This is a genomic window from Exiguobacterium sp. s124, assembly GCF_018617485.1.
Lineage (GTDB): Bacteria > Bacillota > Bacilli > Exiguobacteriales > Exiguobacteriaceae > Exiguobacterium > Exiguobacterium aestuarii.
Window position 1 is genome coordinate 1,714,205 of sequence record NZ_JACSKH010000001.1, and the last position, 15,049, is coordinate 1,729,253.

General features: G+C 46.0%; 13 protein-coding genes and 1 other annotated feature. Of the genes, 2 read left to right on the forward strand and 11 right to left on the reverse strand.

All coding sequences use genetic code 11. From position 1 onward, the window contains the following. Positions 1-66: 66 nt before the first annotated feature. The 5 genes from KNO85_RS08960 to KNO85_RS08980 all read right to left on the reverse strand — a co-directional run bounded on the left by KNO85_RS08960 (position 67) and on the right by KNO85_RS08980 (position 5,990). A complete protein-coding gene (locus tag KNO85_RS08960; protein WP_214789209.1) occupies positions 67-1,017 on the reverse strand; it encodes an ABC transporter ATP-binding protein in 951 nt (316 codons plus the stop codon). Beyond that, on the reverse strand, positions 1,017-2,090 hold the full coding sequence (locus KNO85_RS08965) for an ABC transporter ATP-binding protein (RefSeq protein WP_214695470.1): 1,074 nt from the start codon (positions 2,088-2,090) through the stop codon (positions 1,017-1,019). Before KNO85_RS08965 ends, KNO85_RS08960 begins: the two co-directional genes overlap by 1 nt. Before the next feature lie 23 nt (positions 2,091-2,113). Then, positions 2,114-3,139, reverse strand: a complete 1,026-nt coding sequence (opp3C, locus tag KNO85_RS08970) for an oligopeptide ABC transporter permease (RefSeq protein ID WP_371816623.1) — start codon at positions 3,137-3,139, stop codon at positions 2,114-2,116. After that, complete coding sequence (gene opp3b, locus KNO85_RS08975) at positions 3,139-4,065, reverse strand: oligopeptide ABC transporter permease (RefSeq protein WP_214748439.1); 927 nt, start codon at positions 4,063-4,065, stop codon at positions 3,139-3,141. Before opp3b ends, opp3C begins: the two co-directional genes overlap by 1 nt. A 305-nt stretch (positions 4,066-4,370) precedes the next feature. Further along, positions 4,371-5,990, reverse strand: a complete 1,620-nt coding sequence (locus tag KNO85_RS08980) for a peptide ABC transporter substrate-binding protein (RefSeq protein WP_214789212.1) — start codon at positions 5,988-5,990, stop codon at positions 4,371-4,373. Between the two features lie 271 nt (positions 5,991-6,261). Between KNO85_RS08980 and KNO85_RS08985 the strand changes: the two genes are divergently transcribed. Next, on the forward strand, positions 6,262-6,630 hold the full coding sequence (locus tag KNO85_RS08985) for a DUF3899 domain-containing protein (RefSeq protein ID WP_214789215.1): 369 nt from the start codon (positions 6,262-6,264) through the stop codon (positions 6,628-6,630). A 42-nt stretch (positions 6,631-6,672) separates the two neighbouring features. Further along, positions 6,673-6,880: a binding site (T-box leader), on the forward strand. 51 nt (positions 6,881-6,931) lie between these two features. Then, positions 6,932-7,933 carry a tryptophan--tRNA ligase gene (gene trpS, locus KNO85_RS08990; protein ID WP_214789218.1) on the forward strand — a complete coding sequence of 334 codons (1,002 nt, stop codon included), beginning with the start codon at positions 6,932-6,934 and terminating at the stop codon, positions 7,931-7,933. Between the two features lie 108 nt (positions 7,934-8,041). Here trpS and KNO85_RS08995 read toward each other — a convergent pair whose 3' ends face one another. The 6 genes from KNO85_RS08995 to greA form a co-directional block, all read right to left on the reverse strand. Then, positions 8,042-9,700, reverse strand: coding sequence for a peptide ABC transporter substrate-binding protein (locus KNO85_RS08995; RefSeq protein WP_214789221.1), 1,659 nt, complete (start codon positions 9,698-9,700; stop codon positions 8,042-8,044). Positions 9,701-9,902: 202 nt separating this feature from the next. Continuing rightward, the gene (locus tag KNO85_RS09000; protein WP_214789224.1) at positions 9,903-11,435 is read right to left on the reverse strand and encodes a peptide ABC transporter substrate-binding protein; all 1,533 of its coding nucleotides are present in this window, start codon (positions 11,433-11,435) and stop codon (positions 9,903-9,905) included. Positions 11,436-11,501: 66 nt separating this feature from the next. Further along, a complete protein-coding gene (fabF, locus tag KNO85_RS09005) occupies positions 11,502-12,734 on the reverse strand; it encodes a beta-ketoacyl-ACP synthase II (protein WP_214789228.1) in 1,233 nt (410 codons plus the stop codon). Continuing rightward, positions 12,731-13,690 (reverse strand): beta-ketoacyl-ACP synthase III, encoded by a 960-nt coding sequence (locus tag KNO85_RS09010; protein ID WP_214789229.1) that lies wholly within the window; start codon positions 13,688-13,690, stop codon positions 12,731-12,733. Before KNO85_RS09010 ends, fabF begins: the two co-directional genes overlap by 4 nt. 85 nt (positions 13,691-13,775) lie before the next feature. Then, the gene (gene mtnN, locus KNO85_RS09015) at positions 13,776-14,477 is read right to left on the reverse strand and encodes a 5'-methylthioadenosine/S-adenosylhomocysteine nucleosidase (protein ID WP_214789234.1); all 702 of its coding nucleotides are present in this window, start codon (positions 14,475-14,477) and stop codon (positions 13,776-13,778) included. Positions 14,478-14,531: 54 nt separating this feature from the next. After that, positions 14,532-15,005 (reverse strand): transcription elongation factor GreA, encoded by a 474-nt coding sequence (gene greA / locus KNO85_RS09020; RefSeq protein WP_214789237.1) that lies wholly within the window; start codon positions 15,003-15,005, stop codon positions 14,532-14,534. Positions 15,006-15,049: the final 44 nt, after the last annotated feature.

A 15,049-nucleotide genomic window follows, 5' to 3' on the forward strand; every position in this document is an offset into this window, starting at 1 on the left:
CTAGTTCGTTAGGTGATTTTTTTGTACAAAAAAACCTGATTTCGCGAAGAAATCAGGTTTTTTATATTAAACGAGTTGTGCTTTGTATGCTGCGTACTCTTCGTCTGTGAGCGAGACATAGTGTCCTGGCTCGACTTCGCGAAGTGGTGGGATACTTGAATCTTCATCCGAACGTCCAACTGGACCTTTTGATGTTGACTCGTATACGATCCGTTTACGTGTACGCTCATGCTCCGGGTCTGGAAGCGGAATCGCTGACAAGAGCGATTTCGTGTATGCATGAATCGGGTTCTCGTAAAGACGATCTGCTGTCGCAAGCTCTACGAGGTGACCTTGATACATAACACCGATACGGTCAGAGATGTATTTAACCATCGACAAATCGTGGGCGATGAACAAATACGTCAAGTCGCGATCGCGTTGCAATTCTTTCATCAAGTTGACGACCTGCGCTTGAATCGATACATCAAGTGCAGAAATCGGCTCATCGGCGATGATGAAGTCCGGTTCAACCGCAAGGGCACGGGCAATCCCGATACGCTGACGTTGACCACCCGAGAATTCGTGTGGATAACGGCTCGCGTGCTCTTTCGTCAAACCAACCGTTTCAAGAAGGTCATAGACGCGGTTCATACGATCTTCTTTCGTCTTCGCAAGACCGTGAATATCAATCCCTTCTGCGATGATATCCGCAACCGTCATACGCGGGTTAAGCGATGCGTATGGGTCTTGGAAAATCATTTGCATGGCACGGTTGAATTTCAACTTGTCTGCTTTTGATTTTTTACCGTGGACGTTTTCGCCTTTGAACACAACGTCACCATCTGTCGCGTCATAAAGACCGATAATTGTACGTCCTGTCGTAGACTTCCCACAACCAGACTCACCTACGAGTCCGAGCACTTCACCTTTGAAAATATCAAACGAGATTCCGTCTACCGCTTTGACGACGCGGCCACGGCCAATTTTAAAGTGCTGCTTCAGGTTTTTTACTTCGAGTAGCTTCTCGCGTTCCATTATTCAGCACCACCTTTCGTAAACGATTTAGCGAACGCACTGTCCGGACGATACTTGAGAGCGAGTTCACGAATCGCACGTGGCGGACTAACCGCTGGTGCTTGTGGGTGTAATAACCAACTTGAAGCAAAGTGTGTATCACTTACCTGGAACATCGGTGGCTCTTTCTCAAAATCAATCTTCATCGCGTATGGGTTACGCGGTGCGAACGCATCCCCTTTTGGAGGATCGAGCAAGTTTGGAGGCGTACCTGGGATTGCAGGTAGCGCTTCGTTACGGTCATCTGTCGGACGCGGCATCGAACCAAGAAGTCCCCATGTGTACGGGTGACGTGGCTCGTAGAAGATTTCATCAACCGTTCCTTTTTCAACGAGACGACCTGCATACATAACAGCGACACGGTCAGCCATGTTCGCAACAACGCCAAGGTCGTGCGTGATGAAGATAATCGCTGTGCCAGTTTTTTGTTGAATATCTTTTAATAGTTCAAGAATTTGAGCTTGAATCGTAACATCAAGTGCCGTTGTCGGTTCATCGGCAATCAACACTTTCGGGTTACATGCGAGCGCGATCGCAATAACGATACGCTGACGCATCCCACCAGAGAGTTGGTGTGGATATTGTTTCAAGCGTGCTTCTGGGTTTGGAATCCCTACAAGTGTCAACAATTCGAGTGTACGTTTCTTCGCATCCTCACCTGTTAACCCTTGGTGCTGTTTCAACCCTTCTGCGATTTGTTTATAAATCGTCATGGTCGGGTTGAGTGATGTCATCGGGTCTTGGAAAATCATTGCGATATCGCGACCACGAATTTTAAGCATTTCTTTTTCCGAAAGTTTCGCCAAGTCTTTTCCTTCGAACATGATTTCTCCGTTCGTGATTTCACCTGGAGGGTTCGGAATGAGACGCATGATTGCCTTCGAAGTGACGGATTTACCTGAACCCGATTCTCCTACGATGGCGAGCGTCTCGCCTTTTTTCAAATCAAACGATACGCCACGAACGGCTTGAACCGTTCCTGCATATGTGTGGAACGAGACCTCTAAGTCTCGGACTGATAAAATCGTTTCCATGCACGAGTCCCCCTCTTTCTTTTTTATTTACGCATTTTCGGATCGAACGCATCACGCAAGCCATCGGCAAGCAAGTTGAAGCTGACCATGAGCAAGACGATGATGACAGACGGGATAATAAGAAGGAACGGGAATGTCCGTAGTTCTTTGTATCCATCGTTAATCAACGTACCAAGTGATGCTTGTGGCGGTTGAAGCCCGATCCCGATAAAGCTGAGGAATGCCTCGAAGAAGATGGCAGATGGAATCGTGAACATGAGCGTAATGATAATCGCACCCAATGTGTTTGGAATCAAGTGTTTGAAAATCAAACGACTACTAGATGCTCCAAGTGTACGAGCTGCCAAGACGAATTCTTGGTTTTTGAGTTTCAAAATCTGACCTCGAACAAGTCGACTCATCCCAATCCATCCTGTGATGGCCATTGCAAGGATGATGGTGAAGACACCTGGGTCAAAGATCAAGATGAACAAGATGATCAAGATCAAGTTAGGTACACCAGTCAAAATCTCAACAATACGTTGCATGATGTTATCCGTACGCCCACCGAAGTAAGCTGAGACACCACCGTATGCGACACCAATCAATGTATCAATGATAGCCGCAACGAAACCGATGAAGAGGGAAATACGTGTCCCTTCCCAAATACGTGACCAAAGATCACGACCGAGGTAGTCGGTACCGAACCAGAAGTTCTCTTCTACGTTCTTTTGTTCGTAGAAGTCGATATCGCGTCCACCGAGTGTCGCCATTCCATCGAAGCCAGCCCATTCAAGTCCTGTGACTTTTGGTGGAAGTTTAGCTTGTGAAATGTTTTGTTCATAAGCATCGCGAGCCGATAACATCGGTCCAAACAACGCAAGTGCGACGAGAATCAAAATAATCGACAGCGAGATGATGGCCGCTTTGTTTTTCTTTAGGCGCATCCATGCATCTTGCCAGAAGTTTAAACTTTTCCCAGCGATTCGTTCACCAAGCTGTTCATTCATCTCAACAGGTGTGAACATGTCTTGGTCGAACTGTTCGTAATTCTTTTTGTTTTCAATCATCAGTTATTCCCCCCAAGACGAATACGTGGGTCAACAACCCCATAGAGCAAGTCGACAAGCAAAATAATAATAATGAACAATCCTGAGAAGAACAATGTCGTTCCCATGATGACTGAGTAGTCATTCAATGTGATTGACGTGACGAACAATTCTCCTAGGCCTGGTACCGCGAAGATTTTCTCGATAACGAACGTACCCGTTAAGAGTCCAGCTGTCATCGGTCCAAGAATCGTGATGGCAGGAATCATCGCATTACGAACCATGTGTTTCCATACGATGGCGTTACCCGTCAATCCTTTCGCTTTCGCGAGGGTGACATAGTCTTGTCCGGTAACCTCTAACATCTCCGTTCGGACGAAACGGGCAATCGCTGCCGTGACACCGAGCGATAATGAGATTGTTGGTAATATTGTATGAGCTGGAGAATCCCAGAATGCGACCGGAAGCAATTGCAATTTAACTCCAACATAGTACTGAAGGAGGGCTGCAAAAACGAACGATGGGACAGAAATCCCGATTACCGATACGAACATTGAACCATAGTCAATGACCGTATTGTGACGAATCGCCGCAACAACACCTAACAATACACCTACAAGAGTTCCGAGAACTAATGCCTGGAGCCCTAATTGTGCTGAAGGACCGATTCGTTCCATAATCAACTCAGTTACTGGACGGTTAGCCGTACGGAATGAAACGCCAAGGTCACCTTGGAGCATGTTTCCAATGTACGTTGCATAGCGGACCGGAAGCGGATCGTTGAGTCCGTAGCGGTCATTCAATAATTGAATTTGTGATTCTGTCAGTTTTTCCTGGTTTTGATACGGCGAACCTGGGAGCAGGTCCATCAGGAAGAACGTGAACGTGGCAATCAAGAAGAACGTGATGAGGCCGTAAGTCAGCCGTTGTAGGATATAACGTCCCATGAATAAAAACCCCCTGTTTTTTCTAATTCTTTCTACTACTTGCACCAACAGCTTCATTATGACATATGACCTATTTTTCAAATTCACAAAATGAAAGGAATATTCTGAAAGAATAGCGTATACGTCATCTCAAGGCTCTTAGCACAGTGGCTGAAAACAAAGAATATTCTTTTCAGAGATTATTCTGAATTTTCACTGTTACTACATTATACTTTACCAACAAAACATTTGAACAGTATTTTCTCTTACTTCGATCGAATTTTTTAGAAAATCGGGGACATGCGATTGCATGCCCCCTCATCTCATTACTTAATATCAACGTATTTGTACTGGTAATCAGCACCGAACAATTGACGGTTAAAGTTTTCGATGTTTGGACGAATCAAGTACGCCACACCAGCTTGATAAATCGGCATGATCGCTTGGTCTTGTTCAATCAAGAGAGCTTCAGCTTCTTTGAACAAGTCATAACGTGCATCGATGTTTGTTTCAGCAGACGCTTCGTCAATCAACTGGTCATACTCAGATGACGAGTAGTTGATATCGTTTTGTCCATTGTCTGATGTGAAGATACCAAGGTTCGTAAGTGGATCTTGGTAGTCAGGTCCCCAAAGTGCGAATGACATTTGGTAGTCACCGTTTGCTTCACGCTCGAGTTTGTTGTTGAAAGGTTGTTGAGCAATCTCAACCGTTACGTTCGGCAAGTTAGACTCGATTTGACCTTTCATGTACTCAGAGATTTGTTTAGATACTTCGCTATCGAACGAGAGAAGTTCGATTGTTGTCGCTTCTCCGCCTGTAGCTTCTTCCCAAAGTGAAGCCGCTTCGTCAGCGTTTGTTTGGAAGTACTCAACACCTTCAGTGTAATCCGTACCGTCTTCATATTTGATGAAGTCTTTCGGAATGAATGATGTTGTTGCAATTGAACCGTTGTTCAAGAGTTGGTCGATGATTCCAGTTGGGTCGACCGCACGTGCGATTGCTTTACGTGCATTTACATCAGAGAAGATTTCATCTTCGTGGTTGAATTTGAAATATCCGATGGCAGAACGAAGACCTGTGTTGTAATCTTCATCTTCTTGGAACGCAGCAACTTGTTCTGATGCGAGACCAGCATAATCGACATCGCCAGCTTCATACAAGTTTACGACTGTAGAAGTTTCTTTAACAACTTTCACATCAACTGAATCGAGAGCAACGTTTTCTGCATCCCAATACGATTCGTTTTTCGTTAAGACATAACCTTGTTCACGATCCCACTCCGACCATGTGAATGGTCCGTTGTAAAGGAGGTTTTCAGGGTTTGTTGAGAAATCTTCGCCTTTTTCTGTTGCGAATGCTTCATTGATTGGTGTGAATGTACCAAATGAAGTAAGTGAGAGGAATGATGGGTCTGGACGCTCGAGCGTGACTTCGAGTGTTTTCTCATCGATTGCTTTAACGCCAAGCTCTTCTTTCGGTGTATCACCTGTGTTGATCGCTTCAGCGTTTTTAATTGTGTTCATGATATATGCATACTGTGAACCTGTTGCAGGATCGACAGCACGTTGCCATGCATACACGAAGTCGTTCGCTGTGACTGGCTCACCGTTTGACCACTCAGCATCACGAAGCGTGAATGTGTAAACAGTCTCATCTTCGTTTACTTCTGGTTCGCCTTCAGCGAGAGCTGGTACGGCATTTCCGTCTTTATCAAGACGGTAAAGACCTTCCATTGTGTTGGCGATCAAGTTGAATGCGACCGCGTCTGTAGCAAGAGCCGGATCGGCTGTTGTGATATCTGACGTATCCGTCAAGCGAAGAACTTTTTCTCCGTTTGATGAAGAACCGCCGCCATCAGAGTCTCCGCCTGTCGAACAAGCCGCGAGTACTGAACCGAGTGCCAAGATGATCGTCATCATGAGCAAAATCGATTTTTTCTTCATTGCGATTTCCCCTTTCGTTTTGAAAAGCTAGCCGTTCGCCGAATAAACATCTTACTTTTTTCTTTAATTTTCTGAATATTTCATAAAGTATTCGACGAAAGAACGTTAGGGCTATTGTAAGAAATTTTTAATCAAACTGTCAACTACAGAATAAAACGCTGTCATATAACGCAACTTTCTTACTCGCTTTCTGCCCCGCCTTCCTAGTATCATAGAAGAAACGTGGAATGGTGTCCCCATTCCTTTGACTGCTTGAAAGGAGATTACATCATTGAAAAAGTTTCGAAATATATTGATTGTTTGGGGGATTGTCACAATTCTCTACACCGCTTGGTCCATTTTTTCATATTTCCGAACCGAATCTGTTCTTTTCCATTTAAGCGGAGGCCTCTTCGTTTCCGGTATTCTCACGTTTGCAATCGGAATGTTTTCCCATATGAGTGCGACTGGATTGTTTGATGGCATCATGTACGGTTTTAAGCGAAATCGACGTGCCAAGTTAAAGGAAATTGATGCAGATTATGAAGAGGATGAAGAAGAAGATCCTGAAGATCGACAACTCCGTAAACAATCGGCTTGGAACTGGGTGTTTGTTGGTGTCGGAAGTATCGCGCTCTCGTTCCTCGTCGCTTTGATTTAATCTTTTCGAGAGTCTGATCCTATGCTAAACTAAATGCAGAATAAGAACACAATGAAGAAGACAAGTAATTCAACGCTCCTTTTCCTCAGAGAGTCTACGTTGCTGCGAGTAGATGAAAAGATGTTGAATGAATGGACTTTGGAGTGGCTCGCTTGAACGTAAGTATGGCGAGACGGATCACGCCCGTTATCGCGTTCAAGTGGCATATGATATGCAAATTTGGGTGGCACCGCGGTTATTCGTCCCGATTTATTCGGACGGACGACTGCGGTTTTTTTATATTCTTCGGAGGTGTATACACATGGCAACGATTTTTTCAGGAATCAAACCGACCGGCGTCGTGACGCTCGGCAACTACTTAGGTGCGATGAAACAATTCGTCGACCTTCAAGACGACAACAATGCGTATTATTGTATCGTCGATTTACATTCTATTACGGTGCAACTGGATCGCGTCGAGTTAATGAATAACACGCGAAAATTAGCGGCACTCTATCTCGCTTCTGGCCTCGACCCAGAGAAAGCGACAATCTTCGTTCAATCCGAAGTGAAAGCGCACGCTCAACTCGGATGGATGTTAACATGCATCGCGGGAATGGGTGAGCTCGGTCGTATGACACAATACAAAGATAAATCACAAGGAAACGAGAACGTCGGAGCAGGGTTATTTGTTTATCCAACCCTCATGGCATCTGATATCTTGTTATACAATACAGAACTCGTTCCTGTCGGAGATGACCAAAAACAACATATCGAATTGACTCGTGATTTGGCGGAGCGTTTCAATAAACGTTATTACGAGACGTTCACGATGCCGGAACCATTGATCCAAAAAGAAGGGGCACGGATTATGTCCCTCACGAATCCGGTGAAGAAAATGTCGAAATCGGATACAAACGCGAAAGGATACATTTCGATGCTCGATGAGCCAAATGTCATCCGTAAGAAAATCAAGAGCGCCGTGACTGATTCAAGTGGTGTCATCTCGTTTGACCGCGAGAACAAACCAGGAATCTCAAACTTATTAGAAATATACTCACTATCGACGGGTACATCAATCGATGACCTCGTCAAACAATATGAGAACTCAAATTACGGAACATTTAAACAAGATGTGGCAGAAGCGGTCGTTGCTTTGCTCGAGCCGATTCAAGCACGTTATCACGAACTGATCGATTCTCCAGAACTCGATGAAATTCTCGATGCCGGTCGTGCCAAGGCGGAAACCGTCGCAAATAAAAACCTCGCGAAGATCGAAAAAGCGATGGGTCTCAGTCGCAAACGTGCGAAAGTTAAAAAATAACTCATCCTTTACAGAACTCTCCATGTGAGAGTTCTTTTTTGTATAAAAAAACGATACATAAAAAAGAGAGACAGGCGTCCCTGTCTCTCTTGTAAGCGTGTAATGAAATTATTCTTTGCCTTCGATTGAAGCCCACTTGTAAGAGTAGTCTGCACCGAATGCGTGCTCAACGATACCTTTAACATATGGCTTCGTGAGGCGAGCCGATCCACGTTGGTAAACTGGTGAGATTACGCTCTCTTCAAGAACGATTTTCTCAGCATCTTGCATTTGCTTCCAACGCTCAGCTGGATCTGTGCTTGCTTTCGCATCAGCGATGAGTTTATCGAACTCTTCGTTCGACCACTTACCACGGTTGTATGGTCCGTCTGTGACGAAGAGGTCAATGAATGTCATTGGATCTTGGTAGTCAGGACCCCAACCAGCGAATGTGAACTCAAACTCTCCTTTGTTCTCAAGGTCAAGTTTGTTGTTGAACGGTTGTTGCTTGATTGAAACGCTCATACCTGGAAGGTTCTTCTCAAGTTCACCTTTGATGAACTCACCGATTTGCTTCGCAGACTCTGAGTCATAGTTGAGGAGTTCAAGTTCAACTTTGTCTGTTCCGAGCTCTTTAAGCCCTTCTTCCCAAAGCTTTTGAGCTTCTTCAACGTTGTATCCGCCGATGTCGCCATTTCCTTCACGGAAGTCTTTTCCGTCTGGACCTGTTACGAAATCTTTTGGTACGAAGTAGTTTGCAGGGATTGAACCGTTCGCAAGAAGTGTTTCTGAGATTGCAGCTTTATCGTATGCGCGATCAATCGCGTTACGGATTTTTTGGTTGTCAAGCGCTTCCACAGCAGTGTTGAACTGGAGGTAGAAGAGTGTTGGCTCAACGACAGTTGAGAAGTCTTCGCTATCTTGATACTGAGCAACGAGCTCAGAAGTCAAGCCTGTGCGGTCAACGTCACCGTTTTCATACAAGTTAACACCTGTTGAAACTTCTTTAACGACTTTAACGTTGATTTCTTCAAGCTTAACTGTGTCTGCATCCCAATAGTCTTCGTTCTTGACCATTTTCCAGCCTTGTTCGCGCTCCCAGCTGTCGAGTTTGAACGGTCCGTTGTAGAGAGTTGTCTCTGCAGATGTACCGAAGTTTTCGCCTTGCTCTTTATCGAATGACTCAAGTTTTGGCATGAACACGCCGAAGCTTGTCAATCCGAGGAAGTAGTCAGCTGGAGCTTTCAATTTAACTTCAAGTGTTTGATCGTCGAGTGCTTTAACGCCTACTGCATCGCGTTCGCCTTCGCCAGTGTTATACTCGTCAGCACCTTCGATTGGTGACATAACGTATGCATATTGTGAAGCGTTATCTGGGTTGAGTACTTCTTTCCAAGCGTATTCGAAGTCGTTCGCTGTGACAGGCTCCCCGTTTGACCAAGTCGCGCCTTCACGGATTTTGAACGTGTACGTTTTTCCGTCTTCTGAAACATCGTGATCTTCAGCCATACCTGGAGTTGGCTCATCGTTCTCATCCATGCGGTAAAGACCTTCGTTAACGTTGTTTAAGACGTTGAACGATACAGCGTCCGTTGCGAGTGTTGGGTTAAGTGAAGGAATGTCTGAACCGTCGAGCAAGTTGAGGACTTGCGCTTCATCTGCAGAACCTTCCGAACCTGATCCATTTGAAGACCCTGTGTCTTCATCCCCTGTCGAACACGCAGCTAGGAAAGCACTTGAAAGAAGTGTAACCGAAGATGCTAAAGCAAAACCTTTTTTCTTATTCATTGCGATGACCCCCTGATTTTTTCGTTTTAACGAAGTGAATGATGGTAGAAAATTCAGTCATTTCTTCTGACAGTATTTGTTACCAAAATCCCGTTGATGCAATAATACAATATTCTGATAATTTTGCAAAGTGTTTATTTTGATTTTTCTAAAAAATTTTCTCTATAGTCAAAAAGCCCGCCTAGAGCGGCGGGCTTTTAGCTCAATTTTCATATTTTTTCGAAAAGGTTAGGACATATGAAGGACCGATGACCGGATAACCGATTTGATCGTATCCTTTTTCAACCAAATAGGAACGTCCTGCTTGATAGATTGGCATAACAACGGCCTCTTCTAATAGCTTCGCTTCTGCATTTCGTAAAATTGTATTTCGCTCTTCTAAACTCTCAGTTGAGCGAGCCTCGTCCATCAACTGATCGTACGATTCGCTTCTATATCGACTTGAATTGAGCACATCGTCAGATTCGAATTGAGTCAAATAGGCTGATAGCATCGGGTAGTCTGGTTGCCACCCGGATAAAGAGAAAGAATAATCTCCTGAGACTTCTTTCCTAACTTTCTCTCCTAGTGGCAGCTCCACGACATTGACGGTCAATCCGTCTAACTGTTCCAAATTATTCTTTAATTTTGTCGAAATTTCACGTGCTTCTTCATCGACAAAGCTAAGCAATTCAATCTCGATTGTTTCTGTTTTTAACCGTTTTTTTACGGTTTCAAATAATTGGTCGGCATCGCCTTCCAACTCTACAACTGCAGCTTCTTCATCCATGACGAGAAGTCGTTCCGTCGTTTGTTCCGACCGTGCAAGCGATTCTTCGAGTGTCGTCCGTTCCAGCGTCAGTGCGAGGGCTTGTCGAAACGCAACATCATCGAATGGTGCTTTTTCAACGTTCGGTTTTAAATAAAACACGCCACTTCGCGGAACGTCCTTAATATTCATGACTTCCTTATCAACGGTAGACGTGTCGAAGTCATACGGAATCGGATGCATCCCGGACACTTCCGACAAGTTTGACTCGTTTCGAATGGAAATCGTTTCGAGCGTGACTTGATCAGCTTCACGGTACGTTTCGTTTTTATGTAACGAGATGCTTGTATCATCCATTTGATTCAATTCAAACGGTCCGTTCGTTTCCAACTCTTCCCATGATGTCACGGATGGTTGTGGTAAAAATGCTGGCATTGCAAAAATCTTTTCGAATCCTTTCATCGGTCGGATGAGTGTGAGTTCAAGCGTTCGGTCATCGATGGCTCGAACGCCTAACGCGTCTGGTTCTTGTTGTCCGAGACCAATTTCTTTTGCCGCCTTGACATCCGCGAGTAAAAAACTAAACGGTGAATTCGTATCGTCATCGACGAGTTTTCGGAAATGATCGACGAACGTCTGTGCCGTGATCGCATTTCCTTCGGTCGTCACACTCTCTTTCAACGTGAATGTATATACCGTCCCATCATCTGAGCGTTCTAGCTTCTCGACGAGTGCCGGTTCAATCGACCCGTCTGAGCCGAATCGGTAGAGTCCCTCATAAAGATGCGACAGTACCGTTTGGGATGCCGGGTCAATCGCGAGCATGACGTCCGGTTGTGTCGGAAGGGATTCCCCGTTGATTGTAATCGTTTGTTCTTCTGGTGGTACTAGTTCACGTGACTGCTCTCGTTGTTCGTTCCAAATGAATAAAAAAAGGATAAGGACTGAACCTAACAAGGCGGCCACGATGAATGATTTCTTTTTCATTCGTTGCACTCCTTTCTGTTAGACCAACCCTTATACCCTAACCTTTTTTGAATGATTTTTCTACCGTCAGTTCGTCACTTTCGCAAATGCGAGTGTCGCATTATGGCCCCCGAAGCCAAGTGAGTTACTGAGTGCATACTGAATGTCAAGTTCCCGATTTCCTTCACGTACATAATCAAGGTCGCAATCTGCTGCAGGTGATTCACAGTTGATTGTCGGATGAATCTTCCCTTCATGAATCGAAAGGGCTGTAATGACTGCCTCGACGCCACCTGCTCCTCCGAGAAGATGTCCAATCATCGATTTCGACGAGTTGACCGCGAGTTTGTCAGCGTGTTCCCCGAACACACGACGAATCGCTTTCGTTTCGAGCATATCGTTGAGCGGTGTGCTCGTCCCGTGCGCGTTGATGTATTGAACATCTTCCGGTGTGATCCCGGCATCACGAATCGCCTCACTCATCGCTTTTGAACCACCCTCTGCCTCTGGTGACGGTGCAGTGATGTGATAAGCGTCTGAACTCATTCCGTATCCAACGACTTCTGCATACATTTTCGCTCCACGTGCCTTCGCATGTTCATACTCTTCTAATACGAGTACGCCAGCGCCTTCACCCATGACAAACCCGTCGCGGTTCTCGTCGAATGGACGGCACGCCGTATTCGGGTCTGGATTCGTCGAGAGCGCTTTGTTTGAACAGAAACCTGCGAACGAGAGTGGAGTGATCGGTGCTTCCGCTCCACCGGCGAACATGGCAATCGCATCTCCCCGTTGAATGACGCGGAACGCTTCTCCGATTGAGTTCGTTCCTGACGCACAAGCTGTCACAGAACAGTTACTCGGTCCTTTCGCTCCAAGATAGATGGAAACTTGTCCGCTCGCCATATTCGGAATCATCATCGGAATGAAGAATGGACTGATACGACGTGGTCCACGATCATGGAGGATCGCCGATTGCTTGTCGATTGTCTCAACGCCACCGATTCCGCTCCCGATCCACGTACCGACTTCATCCGCGATCGCTTTGACATCGAGCCCACTATCTTTATGAGCAGCGTCTGCTGCTAAAAGAGAGTATTGAATGAATGAGTCCATCTTGCGTGCTTCTTTTGGCTCGACCAAATGATCGATGTTCCACTCTTTCACTTCCGCTCCGACTTTCGCCGGATATTGACTGATATCGATTTTTGTCAACGTATCAATGGCGTTATCCCCTTTTAAAAGACGATCCCACATTGTCGACACGTCGTTTCCTAACGGTGATACGACTCCTAATCCTGTCACTACTACTCGTTTCATGAATGATTCCCCTCCGTAATTGTTGCATGATTCCATGTCAGACAGCTTGCACCCCATGTGAGCCCGGCACCAAACCCTGCGATGACGACCGTTTGTCCATCTTGGATTTTACCAGATTTGACGGCTTCCGCTAAGGCGAGCGGAATGGATGCCGCCGATGTGTTCGCATGGTCTTGTATGGTCATGACGACTTTCTCTTCTTCTAAGTTTAACCGTTCCATCGCCGCATCAATGATTCGACGATTCGCTTGGTGCGGCACGAGGACGTCGAGGTCATTCAACGACTTATCGGCCTTGTTTAACGACTCGAGCACGATCTCGGGCATTTTCCGTACGGCGAACTTGAATACTTCGCGACCATTCATGACGATCTTTCCTTCATCATTTTCGTACAAGTGCTTGCCACCTGTTCCATCACTTCCAAGTACGATTGAGTCGATTGAAGCGATATCGTCTTCCCCGAGTACGACAGCCCCAGCTCCATCTCCGAATAGGACAGCTGTCGACCGGTCATCCCAGTCAATCAAACTTCCCATCTTCTCCGCTCCGATGACGAGCGTTTTCTTGAATCCTTTCGAATCCATCAGGCTCTTCGCTGTATCCATCGCAAAGATAAACCCGCTGCACGCGGCACTGACGTCGAACGCCACAGCGGCTTTCGCGCCAAGATTCGCCTGAACCACACATGCGGTTGCCGGAAACGCTGGCGCAGTCGCCGTCGCACAGACAATCGCCTCGATCTCGTCGATGCTGACCCCAGCGCTTTGTAACGCTCGTTCTGCAGCGCGTGTTGCCATATCCGAGACCGACACGTCACTTTCTGCTAAATGTCGTGCCTCGATGCCTGTACGCGTACGAATCCACTCATCGCTCGTATCCATTCGTTTTTCTAAATCGATATTTGTCACCCGATTGTCCGGTAAGAACGATCCGATGCCGATGATTCCAATATTCATATCGTCGACCCCTATTCTTAGTATCTGGTACTAATATAAGGGAATAAAAAGAGGATGTCAATGCATCCTCCTCGTAATCAATCGATTAAGCTTGTTCGAGACGTTTCGTGACGGCCATGACCATCTTCGCAGAGTTGATCGAAGCCGTTTCTAAAAATTCATCAAACGATAAGTTTGCCTCTTCGTCTGCACTGTCTGAGATCGAGCGCGTAACGACGAATGGTACGCCGAACTGGTAACAGGTCTGCGCGATTGGAGCAGCCTCCATCTCGACGGCAGCGACGCCATCGAAATGACCGAGGATATCAGCCACACGCTTCGAGTCGTTGATGAACGAATCTCCCGTTACAATCAATCCTTGATGCACGTTCACGTCAGGCAAGCTTTCAATCACATCTTTACAGACGTTGACGAGCTTCGCATCGGCTTCATACGCCGGTGGCATTCCTGGCACTTGACCGTATTCATAACCGAATGCCGTCACATCGACATCGTGGTGGCGCACTTCCGTCGAGACGACGACGTCACCGACTTTCATCCCTTTTTTGAATCCGCCTGCAGAACCGGTGTTGATGACGACGTCCGGTTTGAATTTATCAATCAAGAGTGTCGTCCCGATCGCGGCATTGACTTTCCCGATGCCTGACTTCAAGATGACGACTTGCATGTTTCCAAGATAACCTTCATAAAAATGATAGTTTGCGATTTCCGTATCCTTGCGCTCCGTCAATTCATTCCGAAGTAAATTCACTTCTTCTTCCATCGCACCGATGATTCCAACTTTCATTCCGATTCCTCCTCAGAAAGAGAGCGACTTCCATGATGGAGGTCGCTCAACAACTTATTTGATTTCTTTGATTTCGACGATCATGTCGCCACCTGGTGTTTGAACCGTGACCACATCTCCGACCGTACGACCGAGAAGTGCTTTCGCGATTGGTGATTCGTTCGAGATTTTTCCTGTGAACGGATCTGCCTCGGCACCACCGACGATTGTGTACGTCTCGTCTTCGTTATCTTCTTGGATGAAGAACGTGACCGTTTTCCCGATTGAGACAACCGAGTTATCCGCTGCATCATCTTGAATGATGACGGCGTTACGGAGCATTTCTTCTAATTGTGCGATTCGTCCTTCGACCATCGCTTGTTCTTCTTTTGCCGCGTCATATTCCGCGTTTTCTGATAAGTCACCGAAATCACGAGCAATCTTAATATTTTCAACGACTTCTTTACGGCGGACCGTCTTCAGTTCGTTTAATTCATTCTCGATCTTCGCTTTTCCGTCTAACGTCATATAATGTTGTTTTTCAGCCATTTCTGTCACTCCTTCATTGTCTCCTAGTATATTACAGCTAGGGT

What these genes read in the sequence shown, in the direction of transcription:
- greA (WP_214789237.1), bottom strand. Translation starts at nt 15,005, where the DNA reads ATGGCTGAAAAACAACATTATATGACGTTAGACGGAAAAGCGAAGATC.
- mtnN (WP_214789234.1), bottom strand. Translation starts at nt 14,477, where the DNA reads ATGAAAGTTGGAATCATCGGTGCGATGGAAGAAGAAGTGAATTTACTT.
- KNO85_RS08995 (WP_214789221.1), bottom strand. Translation starts at nt 9,700, where the DNA reads ATGAATAAGAAAAAAGGTTTTGCTTTAGCATCTTCGGTTACACTTCTT.
- trpS (WP_214789218.1), top strand. Translation starts at nt 6,932, where the DNA reads ATGGCAACGATTTTTTCAGGAATCAAACCGACCGGCGTCGTGACGCTC.
- KNO85_RS09010 (WP_214789229.1), bottom strand. Translation starts at nt 13,690, where the DNA reads ATGAATATTGGAATCATCGGCATCGGATCGTTCTTACCGGACAATCGG.
- KNO85_RS08980 (WP_214789212.1), bottom strand. Translation starts at nt 5,990, where the DNA reads ATGAAGAAAAAATCGATTTTGCTCATGATGACGATCATCTTGGCACTC.
- fabF (WP_214789228.1), bottom strand. Translation starts at nt 12,734, where the DNA reads ATGAAACGAGTAGTAGTGACAGGATTAGGAGTCGTATCACCGTTAGGA.
- KNO85_RS09000 (WP_214789224.1), bottom strand. Translation starts at nt 11,435, where the DNA reads ATGAAAAAGAAATCATTCATCGTGGCCGCCTTGTTAGGTTCAGTCCTT.
- KNO85_RS08960 (WP_214789209.1), bottom strand. Translation starts at nt 1,017, where the DNA reads ATGGAACGCGAGAAGCTACTCGAAGTAAAAAACCTGAAGCAGCACTTT.
- KNO85_RS08965 (WP_214695470.1), bottom strand. Translation starts at nt 2,090, where the DNA reads ATGGAAACGATTTTATCAGTCCGAGACTTAGAGGTCTCGTTCCACACA.
- opp3b (WP_214748439.1), bottom strand. Translation starts at nt 4,065, where the DNA reads ATGGGACGTTATATCCTACAACGGCTGACTTACGGCCTCATCACGTTC.
- opp3C (WP_371816623.1), bottom strand. Translation starts at nt 3,139, where the DNA reads ATGATTGAAAACAAAAAGAATTACGAACAGTTCGACCAAGACATGTTC.